The sequence below is a fragment of the Agrobacterium sp. DKPNP3 genome (assembly GCF_052686535.1).
The window spans coordinates 58,786-72,612 of the sequence record NZ_JBQYSN010000001.1 but is presented as its reverse complement, the minus strand read 5'-3'; the positions used below and the strand labels follow the sequence as shown (position 1 = coordinate 72,612).

Below are 13,827 nucleotides of genomic sequence, written 5' to 3'. Positions count from 1 at the left end.
AATCAACGCTGTCTTTGATCGAGCACGACGGCGTAACGGGCGGGTTTTTCAGATGGATTGTGGAAGACATGCCCCTCTCCAACAGGCATGAACAGGCAGTCGCCCGGCTCCAGCCGATAAACCTCTCCGCCGCTCGTCATTTCCAGCACACCTTCGAAAAGCCAGACATATTGCGTCATCCCCCGGCTCGCCGCATGCGGAGGGAAGCCGACGCGCGCGCCGGCCGGAAATTCGACTTCGACGATATCGACATCGGATCCCACACGCGGCGGGGAAATGGCGCGGCGCACATAACCGGTCTCCGGATCTTTCCAGAGCTGCTGATCACGCTTTTTCATGAGCGGGGAAACAGCCTCTTCATTTTCAGCGAAGAAACCGGAAAGCGACAGGCCAAGGGCTGCGCAGATGCGGGCCAGCAGCGAGGCCGTAGGGCTCGCCTCACCGCGCTCGATGCGGGAGATCATGGCGCGGCTGACGCCGGATTCGGACGCGAGACGGTCCAGCGTCAGGCCGTTTTCAGCCCGTAACGTTTTGATCCGCTCGCCGATAGAGCGCTCAAGAATATGATCTTCATTTTCCATCATATGAGAATTGCACTCTCATATGATGGAGTCAATATCCACGATAATGGAAACTATCATCTTCTTTGCCGCTGGTGGCTTTGCGGCAAAAGAACGTCTCAGGCGCCGACCTGGGCAATCCAGTCGTTCAGATTATAGTAGTTCGTTACTCGGCTGACTTTGCCGTCCTTCAACTCGAAGAATGCGCCGGCCGGCAACACATAGGTCTGACCGTTCGCCTCCGGCAGGCCTTCGTCGGTGGCCAGATATTCCCCGTTAACGACGAACTCCGCAGATGCCCGCGTGCCGTCTTCGCTCGCCATGATCACTATCTCGGTGAGGTTTTCGCGGTAGCAGCGGTTCATATGGTCCATGAAGGAAGCGAAGGCGGCCTTGCCGGTCTGGCGTTCGCCCTGATTAATGTCGTGCACCACCTCATCGTGAAGCAGCGCCAGAAAAGCATTCATGTCCTGACGATTGAAGGCTTCGTAATAGGCGCGGATGGTTTCGGCAGCGGTCATTATCGTCTCCGTTCAGTGCTTGCGCGGCTTCTCCACCACGGTATAACCAGTGCAACCGAAAGTGAAATGCCCATGACCGTCGAAATCAAGTCTCTTTCCGGCATTGACGCCACATCCTATTTCGATGACCTCGCGCGCCTGCGGATCGAGGTGTTTCGCGCTTTTCCTTACCTCTATGACGGCTCGCTGGATTACGAGCGCAAATATCTCTCGACCTATGCCGATACGGACGGCGCGGTTTTCGTGCTGGCGCTCGATGACGGCAGAGTGGTTGGAATGTCCACCGGCATGCCAATGGCGGCGGAGACCGATGAGGTGAAGGCTCCCTTCGTCAAGGCAGGTTACGATCCGGACCGGATGTTCTATTTCGGTGAAAGCGTGCTGCTGGCCAGCTATCGCGGTCACGGGATAGGGGTGCGCTTCTTCGAGGAACGGGAGGCGCATGCAAAGAGGCTCGGCTTCGACCAGTGCACCTTCTGCGCTGTCGAGCGGCCGGCCGACCATCCCCGCCGGCCGAGCGATTACGTGCCGCTCAATGGCTTCTGGGAAAAGCGCGGCTATCGCCATCATCCGGAATTGCGCACCAGCTTCACCTGGCAGGACCTGGATGAAACCAGCGAAAGCCCGAAAACACTGTCCTTCTGGATGAAACCCATGGCCGGAGATGGAAACGAATGACACGGTTAGCGGCCAGCCAATATGCCATCGAACTGATCGAGACATGGGAGGCCTATGCCGCGCATCTTTCCGCCATCGTCCGCGAGGCCAAGGAAAAGGGCGCCGAACTGCTGCTGCTGCCGGAATATTCGGCGATGACGCTGACCGGGCAATTGTCACCCGATGCGCGCTCCGATCTGCACCGTTCCATTGAAGAGATACAGCCGCTCATCCCCTCTTGGGTAGAGCTTTGCGAAGAGCTGGCGCGGCAACATCAAATCCTTTTCCAGCCGGGCAGTGCGCCGGTGAAAGACCCCGACGGCAAGTTCCGCAACCGGGCGTGGCTATTTGGACCTGACGGGCTGATCGGTTATCAGGACAAGCAGATCATGACCCGGTTCGAACGGGAACAATGGAATATTGCAGCTGGCGTCGAGGGTCTGAAAGCCTTCGAGACCCGGATTGGGAGGCTGGGTATCCTCATCTGTTACGACAATGAGTTTCCGATGCTTGGCCGCAAGCTGGCCGAGCTCGGCGTCGATCTGGTCCTTGCGCCGAGTTGCACCGATACGCTCGCCGGGGCCTATCGGGTTCGCATCGGCGCGCAGGCGCGGGCACTGGAAAATCAGTATGCGGTGCTGTCATCCCCCACGGCCGGCGAAGCGCCATGGTCCCCGGCTGTCGATGAAAATCGTGGTCGTGCTGCCCTTTATGTGCCGTCGGACTACGGCATGCCCGCATCCGGCATCATCGGGGAAAGCGAAAGCGATGCCGTGACGCAAAGCACGCTCTTGATTGCCGATATTGATCTTGCCGCCGTGGCAAGACTCCGCACCGAGGGGCAGGTTGCCACCCGCCGCGACTGGCCTGAGCAATTTGCGGTCTGAAAGCCCATTTTAAAGGGCTTTTAACCAAATTCCCGCTTTGCGGCATGACAAGCCCCTGCTATAGCGCGGAACATGAGCACAAATTCGACCCGCACGCCCCTGGACCATATCCGCAACTTCTCGATCGTTGCCCACATCGATCACGGCAAATCGACGCTGGCCGACCGGTTGATCCAGTCGACAGGCGGCCTTGCCGAACGCGACATGTCGGAACAGGTTCTCGATTCTATGGATATCGAGCGCGAGCGTGGCATCACCATCAAGGCCCAGACCGTGCGCCTGCACTACAAGGCGAATAACGGCGAGACCTATGTGCTGAATCTTATCGACACTCCCGGCCACGTCGACTTCGCCTATGAAGTGTCCCGCTCGCTTTCGGCCTGCGAAGGCTCGCTGCTGGTGGTCGATGCATCGCAGGGTGTGGAAGCCCAGACGCTCGCCAACGTCTATCAGGCGATCGACAATAATCACGAGCTGGTCACGGTCTTGAACAAGATCGACCTGCCCGCGGCCGAACCTGACCGCATCAAGGAACAGATCGAGGAAGTCATCGGCATCGATGCTTCCGATGCTGTGATGATTTCGGCCAAAACCGGTCTTGGTATTCCCGACGTTCTGGAAGCCATCGTCAACCGTCTGCCGCCGCCGAAGAGCGAAGTCGGCGAAAACGGCCCGCTGAAGGCGCTGCTGGTCGATAGCTGGTACGACACCTATCTCGGCGTCATGGTTCTCGTGCGCGTCATCGATGGCGTGCTGAGCAAGGGCCAGCAGATCCGCATGATGGGCTCGGGCGCGAAATACGGCATCGAGCGCGTCGGCGTGCTGACCCCGAAAATGGTCACGGTCGACAGCCTCGGGCCCGGCGAGATCGGCTTCATTACCGCTTCGATCAAGGAAGTGGCCGATACACGCGTTGGCGATACCATCACCGACGACAAGCGCCCGACGGCGCAGGCGCTGCCCGGCTTCAAGCCTGCGCAGCCGGTGGTGTTCTGCGGTCTCTTCCCGGTCGATGCCGCCGACTTCGAAGATTTGCGCGCGGCGGTCGGTAAACTCCGCCTCAACGACGCTTCCTTCTCCTTCGAAATGGAATCGTCTGCCGCCCTTGGCTTCGGTTTCCGCTGCGGCTTCCTCGGCCTGTTGCATCTCGAAATCATCCAGGAGCGCCTTGAGCGGGAGTTCAATCTCGATCTCGTCGCCACAGCACCGTCGGTCGTCTACGAAATGACGCTGACGGACGGCACGGAAAAGGAACTTCATAACCCGGCGGACATGCCCGACGTGGTGAAGATCAAGGAAATCCGCGAGCCGTGGATCAAGGCGACGATCATGACGCCCGACGAATATCTCGGCGGCATCCTGAAACTCTGTCAGGACCGGCGCGGCCTGCAGACGGAGCTGACCTATGTCGGCAACCGCGCCATGATCACCTATGAGCTACCGCTCAACGAAGTGGTGTTCGATTTCTACGACCGTCTGAAATCGATCTCCAAGGGATATGCGTCCTTCGACTACAATATCATTGACTATCGCGCTGGTGATCTCGTCAAGATGTCGATCCTCGTCAACGGCGATCCTGTTGATGCCCTCTCCATGCTGGTGCACCGCTCTGCGGCCGACCGGCGCGGGCGCGGCATGTGCGAAAAGCTGAAAGAACTCATTCCGCCGCATATGTTCCAGATCCCGATCCAGGCGGCCATCGGCGGCAAGGTCATCGCCCGCGAAACCGTGCGTGCGCTGCGCAAGGACGTGACCGCGAAATGCTACGGCGGCGACGCGACGCGCAAGCGCAAACTCCTGGACAAGCAGAAGGAAGGCAAAAAGCGCATGCGCCAGTTCGGCAAGGTTGAAATCCCGCAGGAAGCCTTTATCGCCGCTCTGAAGATGAACGACGAATAAGCGCCAACGCATCCGCAAGTGCAATTAGAGGGAGGCTCATGGCCTCCCTTTTGCGTCTGGCGATCAGGCGTGCAGCTTCGCACCCTTGGTGATCTTGTCGACGATCTTTTTATCCGCGCGTAGCGCCAGGCCGACGACTTTGGCGTTATCGGGAGAAAACTCCGAAAAGACTTGTCGGTTGGCGGCATCGTGGCCGGTGGAAAACATCTCCTCGATGTAGAGCGAAGTCGTGACGTCCCGCTCCAGCGATCGCTGGTGAATTTTGCGCAGCACCTCCTGATCCGTGGCCATAATGACGATTGGCTGGATGGAAAGGGGATTGTAGACGTTGCCGGCTCCGTCGCGGTATGTTTCCCCGATGATCTCTCGGGTCTGGCCGACGATGCCGGACATGAGGAATGCGGTGACGTTCAATTTCTGCCATACGGCAAGGTCATCGCGAAGAATAATGGCGATCTTGGTATCAAACATGCGAACTCAATCTGGCTGTGGTTACGAAAGAGAAGCAACGATAGCGCCTCGGAGCAGCAACGATCTTGAACGTTCGTGCAAATTTGAAGGGATCGTGCAAGCCCGTTCCAGCGAGGGCATAGAGCGTATAGACGCGCGCTTTCACGGCAACGCCTATGCGCCGCATCGGCATGATACCTATGCATTGGGCGTCACGCTTTCCGGCGTCCAGACCTTTACCTATCGCGGCACGTCGCATTTCAGCATGCCCGGAAACGTCATCGTGCTGCATCCAGATGAGGTCCATGACGGCGGCGCAGGCACCGAGGAAGGGCTTCACTATCGCATGCTTTACCTTCCGCCCGAGAAAACGACGCAGGCGGGGTGTCATACGCTGCCGTTTGCCACACGTGCGGTCATTGAGGATGAAGAATTTCGCCAATGCCTGACGGAGGCACTCGGTAATCTCGCCAGCGAACCTGACAGCCTGCTTCTCACTGACTGGCAATCGCGGCTTTCGGATCTGCTCTGGAAACATTCGAACGGAAGCCCAAAGCCCATAAAGTGGATCGACCGCGCCGCCGTTCTGCGGTGCCGGGACTATCTGCTGGAGAACAGCGCGGAGATCGTTGAGTCACAGGAACTAGAACAGGTGAGCGGGATAGACCGCTTCACGCTCTTCCGGCATTTTCGGTGTCTGTTGGGTACAAGTCCGCACCGCTACCTCATCATGCGGCGACTGGAAAAGTGCAAGCAAATGATGCGCACGGGTGCAGGGCTTGCAGAAACGGCGTTTGCCTGCGGGTTCGCGGATCAGGCGCATTTCACCCGGCATTTCAAGAATGCCTTCGGCATGCCGCCCGGCCGCTGGCTAAGCCTTGTCTCACGCTAACTCATCTCTGGAAACAGAATGGACCGGTGCGCCGCAGCGCCCGCCATGGCGCCATCACCGACGGAAAGCGCAGCCGAGCCGGCTGCTCTTGCCACATCGCCGCAAGCGAAGACCCCGCGGACGGTGGTCTGTTTCATCGGGTCGGTGACGATGGTCGATCCCATCGGCCCCTCGTCGATCTTGCAGCCGAGTTTTTCGATCCAGTTGGCGCTGATCCGCAACTTCGGCTGTGTGAAGAGGCCAGCCAGGGCCATGCTGCGCCCATCCGCCAGAACGACGTCCGCATGCCCCGCAATCTCCCTGATCCGAACCGCCTCCAGGTGGACACCGCGTGCTGCCAGAAGCGCATGCTGGTCCGCATCCGGCTCGAACATCCCGTTGGTGAAAAAGGTCGTCTCGCCCCAGTCGGGAAGCATCAACCCGTGGTGGATAGCCATGGGCGAAGCTGCAATGACGCCGATCTTGCCCCGATCGAGTTCATAGCCATGGCAATAGGGGCAATGAAAGACGGAGGAGCCCCACCGCTCCTTTAGCCCGGGGATGTCGGGAAGGTCATCGGTCACGCCCATGGCGAGGATGAGCCGGTCCGCCTTTTCCTGTCGGTTACCATCGATCATGACAACGAAATCGCCGAATGACCCAGCGGCGTCGGTCACCCTGCCCTCGGCCCATTGTATGGTGTTGTAACGTTCGAGCTGGTGTCGCGCCTCGGCAACGATCTCCCCCGGCGCCCTGCCATCCTGTCCGAGAAAACCGTGCGAATGGCTGGCGAAACGATTTCTAGGTTCGCCAGCGTCGATAATCAGGATGCTCTTTCTGGCGCGGCCAAGCTGCAAGGCCGCGGTCAGGCCGGCATAGCTGCCACCGATAATGATAACGTCGAATTTCATGGGCACACCCTCCGTTCAGGCGGACATACGTGCCGCCATTTCACGACACTTATATTGTTACATGATTTTAGACGTCAAGGGTCATGCAACTTATATTGTTACGTCACAGCAATACTGGTAGCATTTGGACGAAATACGGATTCGAGCAATGAGACACGACACGCGCCTCTCGCGGGTGCTGCATATTCTGATCCACATGGAAAAACATGAGGGAGCGGCAACGTCCGAGAGCATCGCAGCGATGCTTCAGACCAATCCCGTTGTGGTGCGCAGAACCATGGCCGGTTTGCGCGAGCATGGATATGTATCGTCGGAGAAGGGCCATGGCGGCGGATGGGTGTTGGCACGGCCGCTCAGTGAAATAACGCTTCTCGACATCTATAAAGCGCTCGGCGCGCCCGAACTGTTTTCGATCGGACTTGCGGGCGATAATCCCGATTGTGTCATCGAGCAAGCGGTGAATGCAGCCCTTTTCGATGCCATGCGGGAAGCCGAAACAATCTTATTGTCCCGTTTTGGAAGCATCGCGCTTTCCCAGCTTGCACAAGAATCCATCAATCGGTGGTCGAGGCTCGCAAACAATCCTTCGGCGATGGAGAAGCTCTAAGGGGCCCATGGCCGCACAAAAAAGCCGCCTGCCCCGGGGCAGACGGCTTTTTTGATTGCTCGACCCTTTAGGGCTGGGTCTTCGTGCCACCGGCATCCGGGCTAGCCGGTGCTGCGTTGTTTGCAGGCGGCGTTGCCGGCGTGGTCGGAGCCATCGGTGCCGGTGCCTGGTCAGTCGCCGCTGGCGGCGTGGTCGAGGACGTCGTTGCCGGGTCGGTGGTCGGGCCGCTCATCTGCGACCAGGCGAAAACGCCGACCAGAACGACGACGATGATCGCCAGCCACGGCACCCAGGACGACGACGTACGGGCACGCGTGTCGTTGCTGATATTCAGTTCCGGACGAAGATCGCGGTCCGGACGCGGATTGTTGGGATCGAATGTCATGGTGTTTCCTCCTCTTCATTCTGCGGAGAAAACGACGTTCACGGGATTTTGTTCCGATTTTCGACAAGCGCATCAAAAACGCGGCATCAAGGCTGCTGTAGGAGTGCCTCTGTCAGCACCGTCATGACATGCGAATCTGCCATCTGTGATACGTTGAACCGCATGAAGCCAGACGCGCTTTGCGACGAGCTGAACACATTGCCCGGGGCCAGCACCATCCGTCGCGCAAGCGCCCGACGCGCGACATCAGCGGCATCGATCCCATCCGGCAGGCGGCACCATAGGAACATGCCTGCCTGCGGCTCGATCCACGGCACGCACCCGATTGACCTCAGACGTGCAGACATTTCCGTCATCTTGTCTGCAAGGCGGTGCCGCAGCGCCTCCACGTGTTTGCGGTAACTGCCGTCGGTCAAAAGAGTGTGGACGAGCGCCGCAGAAAAATGTGTTCCACCGAAAGTGGTGGCGATCTTGAGATCGGTCAGGGCGTCCACCCATGCCGTGGGAGCGGCGATGAAACCGCACCGCACCGACGCTGATAGCGTTTTGGAAAAACTGCCGATCTGCACGACACGGTTCAGCCCATCGAAAGCGGCCAGCCGCGGAGATGGCTGCGTTTCGAAATCGGCAAATATATCGTCCTCGACGATGGTCAGCCCGGCCTGTTCGGCAAGCATCAGCAGGCGATGGGCGGAGACGGCGGAAAGTCTTGCGCCAGTCGGGTTATGAATGGCGGAATTGGTGATATAAAGCCGCGGCTGATGGTCTCTCAACGCCTGCTCGAAAAGTGGCAGGTCCGGCCCCGTCGGCGTATAGGGCACCCCTATGATCTTCACACGATGTGCCCGCAACAAAGCATGGAAATTGAAGTAACAGGGATCATCAACGATCACCGCATCGCCGGGCTGCAGCAGGAAACGGCAGAGAAGATCGATTGCCTGGGTGCCGGACTCCGTGAGCATGATCTGGCTTACATTCGCCTGCACGCCATGTTCGGCCAGCCTGCGCGACAGAAGCTGGCGCAGCGGCAACAGGCCCATCGGGGTTCCATAATCCGTCAACAAGGCGGCGTCCGCGCGGGCAAGACCCCGCATCGCCCGCTTCAATGCCTCCTGCGGCATCCACGAGGCAGGCAACCAGCCGCAACCGGGCTTGGCGAGCGCAGACCCTTCCTCCAGCGACTGTCGCGACACCCACAAGGGATCGACAGCCCTGTCAAGTTGCGGTTCTATGTTGGCAAGCGAGAGAGGCGCAAGCGGACCTGACACAAAAAAACCCGAGCCCGGGCGCGAGTTGATCGTACCATCCGCGACGAGCCGGTCGTAAGCCTCAACGACAGTCGAGGTCGAGACCTGCATTGTCTTGGCCAATGCCCGTACGGATGGAAGGCGCGCGCCCGGCACAAGGCTGCGCGCAGCGATGCGCTGGCGGACATTGGCCATCACTCTTTCAATGCGCGTCCCGGCTGCGATCTGATCCACCTTAGTCCCCGACTGTATTGCTCCCATAACCACAACAGTTTTTTGAAATTGTATATGACTGTCGCTGTTCACGCCAGCCGTTCGGGATCAAGAAGGGCAAAACGCAGGAGTTGACGATGGACAAGGCGACAAGTGGCTGGTTAAGCGGCCTGACAGGCGTGGTGATATTCAGCGGCTCGCTCCCGGCAACCCGTCTGGCGGTAACGGGTTTCGACCCCGTTTTCCTGACTGTCGCCCGCGCGAGTATCGCGGGGCTACTGGCCTTGGCACTGTTGTTTCTCTTCCGGCAAAAGCGACCTGCGCGCGATGACCTGACATCGCTGTTCATCGTCTCGCTCGGAGTCGTTGTTGGTTTTCCGCTCTTGACCGCGCTGGCGTTGCGGCACGTCACCTCCGCGCATTCCATCGTTTTCGTCGGGTTGCTGCCGCTTGCGACGGCCATCTTTGCCGTCTTGCGCGGTGGAGAGCGCCCACGCCCCGTTTTCTGGCTGTTTTCCTGTCTTGGCAGCGCCTTGGTCGCTGGATTTTCACTGTCGAACTCATTCGCCAGTGGAATCGAAACGTCGCTGACCGGCGATCTTTTGATGTTCGGTGCGATTATCGTCTGTGGTCTGGGTTATGCGGAAGGGGCGGCCCTTTCCCGCAAACTCGGCGGCTGGCAGGTCATTTCCTGGGCGCTGGTGCTTTCGCTGCCGGTCATGTTGCCACTTGCCTTCGTGAGCGGGCCAGATACGCTTGCCGGCATCGCTCCGCAGGCATGGGGTGGTCTCGCCTATGTCTCGCTGTTCAGCATGCTGATCGGCTTCATATTCTGGTATCGCGGACTAGCCCTTGGCGGTATCGCCGCTGTGGGACAGTTGCAGTTGCTCCAGCCTTTTTTCGGCCTCGCGCTTGCCGCGTCCCTGCTGCATGAAGATGTGAGCCCGGTGATGATCGCCGTCACGATGGTTGTCGTTCTGTGTGTGGCAGGCGCGCGGAGATTCGCGCGGTGATCCTCAGCTCGAACGACGTTCCACCCAGCGATGCCAAGCCTCCTCGCTGCCGTTGAAGACGTTGAGATCGATGCGACCATCGACGCCGTGCGACAGGCCGGAGCCGGAATATTGCCAGAACAGCCACTTGCGGCCGGGATAGACCACCGAAGGATGCTGGGCAACGGCGCGAAGCCAGAAGGGATAGTCCAGGAACTCGCCCTGAAGGTTATCCTTGTAGAAGTCGGGCGCCGTATAGATGATCGGCCGCTGACCGTAATGGCGTTCGAGCTTGTCCATGAAAACGCGCATCTTTTCCAGGACGCGCTCGCGGGAAAGGCGCATCTTGCAGCTGGATTCGCCGTTATATTCGACGTCTATAACCGGCGGCAGCGCGTCCGGATCACGCGGGACGTTGCGAATGAACCAGTCCGCCTGTTCGCTTGCATTGCGGCACCAGTAAAAGAAATGGTAGGCGCCACGGCGAATACCCGCTTCTTTCGAGCGTTGCCAGTTGGTACGGAACATCGGATCGAGATGATCGCCGCCATCCGTCGCCTTGATAAAGGCAAAGTTGGCGCCGCGCGTGCGCAGCTGCGGCCAGTTGATGTTGGCCTGCCAGCGGGACACATCCACGCCGTGAACCTGGAAATGACGGGGCTGGACGCGGCCGAAGTTGATCGGCTTTGCATCGCTGAAGCTTGAGCGGAAGATGCGAGAGCGTATCTGAGCGCCGGCACTTGCAACCGGTGCGGCAGCCATTGCCAGCTGGACAGGGCGCTCCATTGGCTGTTCGACGGGCCGCGCCATTCCGCTCTGCGACGGCACCGGCAAGCGGATTTCAGGCGCGTTGCCGGGCACGGAAGCTCTGGGCGTGACGGCGGAAAAAGCCTTCGGTTCGCCCGGCACCGGGCCACCCCATGCAAGAACCTCCTGCCGCGGCTGCGCAGCAATCGGCTGCGTGCCGACGCTTGCTTGCGGCACCGGCGCAGATGGCTTGACCGAACTCGTGGTTTCCTTGGACGGCAAACCAGCCATCAGGCTTTCCGGGCCGGAACTGGACGTGCAGCCGCCGAGCAAAAGACAACCGAATAGAAGTGCTGGCACAGCCGATGAACGCATGAGAACCCGTACGCAAAACAATTCGGGGACATGGAGATGCCGCCCGGAGACCTCGAAAAACAAATGCTAACGGAAGATTATCAAAAAAGACTGAATCTTATCTTTACGCTGGCACCTGCCGATGCGCCCCTCATTTGTCAGGGGCGCACCGCTTCGAGGTCTGAGGTGGCATTGGTGCTCAGGCAGTCATTGTCGTCGTGTCGACGGTGTTGGCGCCGGGCGCGTTTTTCTTGATCGATTCGATCGCATGGACAGCCGATGCCTTGGCCTTGTAGCCTTCAGACGAGAACATGGTTTCGCCGTTGGATGCCTTGAAGCGGAAACGATATTCCCCGGCCTTGTCTTGGTAGATTTCGAATTTGTACATGTCTTTGCGCCTCCGGTGCAAATCAGGGGTGAACGAGGCAATTTTGAGCAGCCTTGCGCTCACTTCGCAACGGATAATTGCAGGGACTAAATCAGCCGTACCCAGACACGGGCTATCTCCAGTCCGGCCCCATCTGCCGCATCCGCCCGTCTGCTGCGGTGCGAGTCATAGTTCTCCAGCCAGCCCGGCGACATTTTTTCGATCGACGTGGGAAAGGTCTTTCTCCACGCATCGACAACCGACGTGGATGCTTCGAAGTGAAATTGTGTGCCATAGGCGGCGCGCCCGACGCGAAAGGCCTGGTTCTTCGTGACCGCGTTGGTCGCCAGCCGCGTCGCGCCGTCAGGAAGCGTGAACGTATCGCAGTGCCACTGAAAAATCGGGAAACTTTTCCCAAGTCCGGCCATGAGCGGGTCGGACGCCCCTTCCTCAGTGACGGATACCTCTTCCCACCCAAATTCCGGTGGGCCAGCCAGAATATTTTCGCCACCATAGGCACGCGCCAGCAACTGGCTACCGAGGCAGACGCCCATCACCGCTTTGCCCGCATCTCCAAAGGATTTCATGAGGCGGGTCAAATCCGGGAAATAGGGGCTGAAGGCATCGTCAAGCGCATTCTGTTCACCGCCAAGAACCACAAGCGCGTGATGATCTCCCGCATGCTGCGGGAGAGGTTCACCCGCATAGGCTTTGATGACATCGACCGTGGCCTCGGCCTCTGTCAAGGCGACGCCCAGTTGGCCCCATGGCGTGCCCGCCATATTTTCGATGATTGCAACGCGCATGAAACCTCTTGGCATGTGAAGAAACCGATTGCGCGCAGCTTCATCACGGCCAAAGCCTATTTTCAAGAGGCGCGAGGCGGGAGGCCGATGGAATGACGATCTGCCTCAAAATTCCCGCGCCATCCGGGCATCCACCGAATGCCTGTTGCCGCCGCGAACGGCAAAGAACAGGAAGATCGCAGCCCAAAGAATCGATTTTTCCGCCCCACCCAAGCCTTCCGCCTTGACGATTCCATGGAAATAGACGGTTACCAAAAGGACGATCATGGCCGCGAAAGAGGCCGGGCGCGTGAAGAGACCGATCGCAACCAGGATGCCGCCGAAAAACTCGGTGGCAGCCAGCAATGGCGACCAGAAGACACCAGGGTAAAAGCCAAGGCTCTCCACCATGCCAACGGCACCGAAAGGATTGACGATCTTGCCGAACCCATGCGTGACGAGCAGAAGTCCTGCCGCGACGCGCAGAATGGTCTCAACCAGGTCATGGGTCGAATTATAAAGCGGCGCAACCGCCGGCACAAAAAGGCGCTGCCGATTATTCTCATACTGGGCCATAGGATCTCCATGTTCAGGCTTCGACAGCTTCTCTGTTCGCAAAGCCACTTGATAAGAACAAGCACATGCCCGTAAAAACATGAGTAGAAATGTTGACATTATCGTGAGCATTATCGTGCTGAAGGAGCCCAGGAATGACCGAGACCAAACCCCGGATAATCATTCGCTACTGCACACAGTGTAACTGGCTGCTTCGCGCAGGCTGGATGGCGCAGGAAATCTTGCAAACCTTCGCCTCCGATGTCGGCGAAGTCAGTCTCGTACCCTCGACCGGCGGCCTGTTCGAGATCACCGCTGATGGGACGACCATATGGGAACGCAAACGCGATGGCGGTTTTCCCGGCCCCAAAGAACTCAAGCAGAGAATCCGTGACATCATCGACCCGGAGCGCGATCTCGGTCATGTCGACAGAACGAATCGTGAGGGTCTCGACACCTGACCCGGCGACACGTTCCAACAGTCTCCGCCAAGTTTTTTCCCTTTAAAATCAACGATCGTCATAAAAGTTCAAAAAGTCTGTTGACACCGAGCGGCTGCCCTCGTACATCGCTCTCCGTCGCCCAGATGGCGGAATTGGTAGACGCGCCAGCTTCAGGTGCTGGTACTCGCAAGGGTGTGGAGGTTCGAGTCCTCTTCTGGGCACCATTCCATTTTTGATCTTAGCCAGATCAAATACTTAGCCAAAAAAAAGCAACATATAGCCGACCGGCATACGCCGGGAAGCATGTTGCTTTTTGGCTTTTCTCTCGTCGCAAAATCGTTACGCAGACAGCCTCCTTCGTCGTCGGAAGGCCGTT

The 13,827-nt window shown here is 58.7% G+C and carries 17 protein-coding genes and 1 tRNA gene; 8 read left to right on the top strand and 10 right to left on the bottom strand.

Translation table 11 applies throughout. The annotated features are described in order from the left end of the window. Positions 1 to 2 precede the first annotated feature (2 nt). Together ACUTJJ_RS00400 and ACUTJJ_RS00395 are read right to left on the bottom strand one after the other, a co-directional pair. Positions 3 to 584 (bottom strand): helix-turn-helix domain-containing protein, encoded by a 582-nt coding sequence (locus tag ACUTJJ_RS00400; protein ID WP_445540941.1) that lies wholly within the window; start codon positions 582 to 584, stop codon positions 3 to 5. A 95-nt stretch (positions 585 to 679) separates the two neighbouring features. After that, the gene (locus ACUTJJ_RS00395; protein ID WP_445540940.1) at positions 680 to 1,081 is read right to left on the bottom strand and encodes a ketosteroid isomerase-related protein; all 402 of its coding nucleotides are present in this window, start codon (positions 1,079 to 1,081) and stop codon (positions 680 to 682) included. A 72-nt stretch (positions 1,082 to 1,153) separates the two neighbouring features. Here ACUTJJ_RS00395 and ACUTJJ_RS00390 point away from each other — a divergent pair, with 72 nt between their 5' ends. The 3 genes from ACUTJJ_RS00390 (at position 1,154) to lepA (ending at position 4,524) form a co-directional block, all read left to right on the top strand. After that, positions 1,154 to 1,759: a GNAT family N-acetyltransferase gene (locus tag ACUTJJ_RS00390; RefSeq protein WP_445540939.1), complete on the top strand. Its 606-nt coding sequence runs from the start codon at positions 1,154 to 1,156 to the stop codon at positions 1,757 to 1,759. Next, positions 1,756 to 2,625 (top strand): carbon-nitrogen hydrolase family protein, encoded by an 870-nt coding sequence (locus ACUTJJ_RS00385; protein ID WP_445540938.1) that lies wholly within the window; start codon positions 1,756 to 1,758, stop codon positions 2,623 to 2,625. Before ACUTJJ_RS00390 ends, ACUTJJ_RS00385 begins: the two co-directional genes overlap by 4 nt. A 72-nt stretch (positions 2,626 to 2,697) precedes the next feature. Continuing rightward, positions 2,698 to 4,524 (top strand): translation elongation factor 4, encoded by a 1,827-nt coding sequence (gene lepA / locus ACUTJJ_RS00380; protein WP_144576155.1) that lies wholly within the window; start codon positions 2,698 to 2,700, stop codon positions 4,522 to 4,524. A 63-nt stretch (positions 4,525 to 4,587) separates the two neighbouring features. Here lepA and ACUTJJ_RS00375 read toward each other — a convergent pair whose 3' ends face one another. Then, a complete protein-coding gene (locus tag ACUTJJ_RS00375; protein ID WP_209085923.1) occupies positions 4,588 to 4,995 on the bottom strand; it encodes a DUF2000 family protein in 408 nt (135 codons plus the stop codon). A 94-nt stretch (positions 4,996 to 5,089) separates the two neighbouring features. On the opposite strand from ACUTJJ_RS00375, the gene ACUTJJ_RS00370 reads away from it, so the two are divergent. Further along, complete coding sequence (locus ACUTJJ_RS00370; RefSeq protein WP_445540937.1) at positions 5,090 to 5,866, top strand: AraC family transcriptional regulator; 777 nt, start codon at positions 5,090 to 5,092, stop codon at positions 5,864 to 5,866. Here the strand turns inward: ACUTJJ_RS00370 and ACUTJJ_RS00365 are convergent. Continuing rightward, positions 5,863 to 6,756 (bottom strand): NAD(P)/FAD-dependent oxidoreductase, encoded by an 894-nt coding sequence (locus ACUTJJ_RS00365; protein ID WP_445540936.1) that lies wholly within the window; start codon positions 6,754 to 6,756, stop codon positions 5,863 to 5,865. The genes ACUTJJ_RS00370 and ACUTJJ_RS00365 overlap by 4 nt on opposite strands. A gap of 148 nt (positions 6,757 to 6,904) precedes the next feature. Here ACUTJJ_RS00365 and ACUTJJ_RS00360 point away from each other — a divergent pair, with 148 nt between their 5' ends. Beyond that, positions 6,905 to 7,363: an Rrf2 family transcriptional regulator gene (locus tag ACUTJJ_RS00360; RefSeq protein WP_144576375.1), complete on the top strand. Its 459-nt coding sequence runs from the start codon at positions 6,905 to 6,907 to the stop codon at positions 7,361 to 7,363. Between the two features lie 67 nt (positions 7,364 to 7,430). Here ACUTJJ_RS00360 and ACUTJJ_RS00355 read toward each other — a convergent pair whose 3' ends face one another. Together ACUTJJ_RS00355 and ACUTJJ_RS00350 are read right to left on the bottom strand one after the other, a co-directional pair. Continuing rightward, a complete protein-coding gene (locus ACUTJJ_RS00355) occupies positions 7,431 to 7,748 on the bottom strand; it encodes a hypothetical protein (protein ID WP_144576158.1) in 318 nt (105 codons plus the stop codon). 86 nt (positions 7,749 to 7,834) lie between these two features. Next, on the bottom strand, positions 7,835 to 9,190 hold the full coding sequence (locus ACUTJJ_RS00350) for an aminotransferase-like domain-containing protein (protein ID WP_445540984.1): 1,356 nt from the start codon (positions 9,188 to 9,190) through the stop codon (positions 7,835 to 7,837). Positions 9,191 to 9,345: 155 nt separating this feature from the next. On the opposite strand from ACUTJJ_RS00350, the gene ACUTJJ_RS00345 reads away from it, so the two are divergent. Beyond that, a complete protein-coding gene (locus ACUTJJ_RS00345; protein WP_445540935.1) occupies positions 9,346 to 10,221 on the top strand; it encodes a DMT family transporter in 876 nt (291 codons plus the stop codon). A 3-nt stretch (positions 10,222 to 10,224) separates the two neighbouring features. On the opposite strand, the gene ACUTJJ_RS00340 is transcribed toward ACUTJJ_RS00345, so the two are convergent. The 4 genes from ACUTJJ_RS00340 to ACUTJJ_RS00325 all read right to left on the bottom strand — a co-directional run bounded on the left by ACUTJJ_RS00340 (position 10,225) and on the right by ACUTJJ_RS00325 (position 13,029). After that, entirely contained in the window at positions 10,225 to 11,322 is a 1,098-nt protein-coding gene (locus ACUTJJ_RS00340) for a glycoside hydrolase family 25 protein (protein ID WP_445540934.1), read from the bottom strand. 178 nt (positions 11,323 to 11,500) lie between these two features. Beyond that, positions 11,501 to 11,689: a YegP family protein gene (locus tag ACUTJJ_RS00335; RefSeq protein WP_063949465.1), complete on the bottom strand. Its 189-nt coding sequence runs from the start codon at positions 11,687 to 11,689 to the stop codon at positions 11,501 to 11,503. Between the two features lie 86 nt (positions 11,690 to 11,775). Continuing rightward, on the bottom strand, positions 11,776 to 12,474 hold the full coding sequence (locus ACUTJJ_RS00330; RefSeq protein WP_445540933.1) for a type 1 glutamine amidotransferase: 699 nt from the start codon (positions 12,472 to 12,474) through the stop codon (positions 11,776 to 11,778). Between the two features lie 105 nt (positions 12,475 to 12,579). Next, positions 12,580 to 13,029, bottom strand: a complete 450-nt coding sequence (locus tag ACUTJJ_RS00325; RefSeq protein ID WP_063949464.1) for a DoxX family protein — start codon at positions 13,027 to 13,029, stop codon at positions 12,580 to 12,582. 134 nt (positions 13,030 to 13,163) lie between these two features. Here ACUTJJ_RS00325 and ACUTJJ_RS00320 point away from each other — a divergent pair, with 134 nt between their 5' ends. Both ACUTJJ_RS00320 and ACUTJJ_RS00315 read left to right on the top strand, forming a co-directional pair. Further along, positions 13,164 to 13,469: a SelT/SelW/SelH family protein gene (locus tag ACUTJJ_RS00320; protein WP_063949463.1), complete on the top strand. Its 306-nt coding sequence runs from the start codon at positions 13,164 to 13,166 to the stop codon at positions 13,467 to 13,469. 119 nt (positions 13,470 to 13,588) lie between these two features. Beyond that, positions 13,589 to 13,675, top strand: a tRNA-Leu gene (locus ACUTJJ_RS00315). The last annotated feature ends 152 nt before the right edge of the window (positions 13,676 to 13,827 follow it).

Excerpts from the sequence above, each read along its gene's own strand:
- ACUTJJ_RS00385 (WP_445540938.1), top strand. The coding sequence starts at position 1,756 with ATGACACGGTTAGCGGCCAGCCAATATGCCATCGAACTGATCGAGACA.
- ACUTJJ_RS00350 (WP_445540984.1), bottom strand. The coding sequence starts at position 9,190 with ATGGCCAATGTCCGCCAGCGCATCGCTGCGCGCAGCCTTGTGCCGGGC.
- ACUTJJ_RS00365 (WP_445540936.1), bottom strand. The coding sequence starts at position 6,756 with ATGAAATTCGACGTTATCATTATCGGTGGCAGCTATGCCGGCCTGACC.
- ACUTJJ_RS00400 (WP_445540941.1), bottom strand. The coding sequence starts at position 584 with ATGATGGAAAATGAAGATCATATTCTTGAGCGCTCTATCGGCGAGCGG.
- ACUTJJ_RS00335 (WP_063949465.1), bottom strand. The coding sequence starts at position 11,689 with ATGTACAAATTCGAAATCTACCAAGACAAGGCCGGGGAATATCGTTTC.
- ACUTJJ_RS00340 (WP_445540934.1), bottom strand. The coding sequence starts at position 11,322 with ATGCGTTCATCGGCTGTGCCAGCACTTCTATTCGGTTGTCTTTTGCTC.
- ACUTJJ_RS00390 (WP_445540939.1), top strand. The coding sequence starts at position 1,154 with ATGACCGTCGAAATCAAGTCTCTTTCCGGCATTGACGCCACATCCTAT.
- ACUTJJ_RS00330 (WP_445540933.1), bottom strand. The coding sequence starts at position 12,474 with ATGCGCGTTGCAATCATCGAAAATATGGCGGGCACGCCATGGGGCCAA.
- ACUTJJ_RS00345 (WP_445540935.1), top strand. The coding sequence starts at position 9,346 with ATGGACAAGGCGACAAGTGGCTGGTTAAGCGGCCTGACAGGCGTGGTG.
- lepA (WP_144576155.1), top strand. The coding sequence starts at position 2,698 with ATGAGCACAAATTCGACCCGCACGCCCCTGGACCATATCCGCAACTTC.
- ACUTJJ_RS00375 (WP_209085923.1), bottom strand. The coding sequence starts at position 4,995 with ATGTTTGATACCAAGATCGCCATTATTCTTCGCGATGACCTTGCCGTA.
- ACUTJJ_RS00360 (WP_144576375.1), top strand. The coding sequence starts at position 6,905 with ATGAGACACGACACGCGCCTCTCGCGGGTGCTGCATATTCTGATCCAC.
- ACUTJJ_RS00395 (WP_445540940.1), bottom strand. The coding sequence starts at position 1,081 with ATGACCGCTGCCGAAACCATCCGCGCCTATTACGAAGCCTTCAATCGT.
- ACUTJJ_RS00355 (WP_144576158.1), bottom strand. The coding sequence starts at position 7,748 with ATGACATTCGATCCCAACAATCCGCGTCCGGACCGCGATCTTCGTCCG.
- ACUTJJ_RS00320 (WP_063949463.1), top strand. The coding sequence starts at position 13,164 with ATGACCGAGACCAAACCCCGGATAATCATTCGCTACTGCACACAGTGT.
- ACUTJJ_RS00325 (WP_063949464.1), bottom strand. The coding sequence starts at position 13,029 with ATGGCCCAGTATGAGAATAATCGGCAGCGCCTTTTTGTGCCGGCGGTT.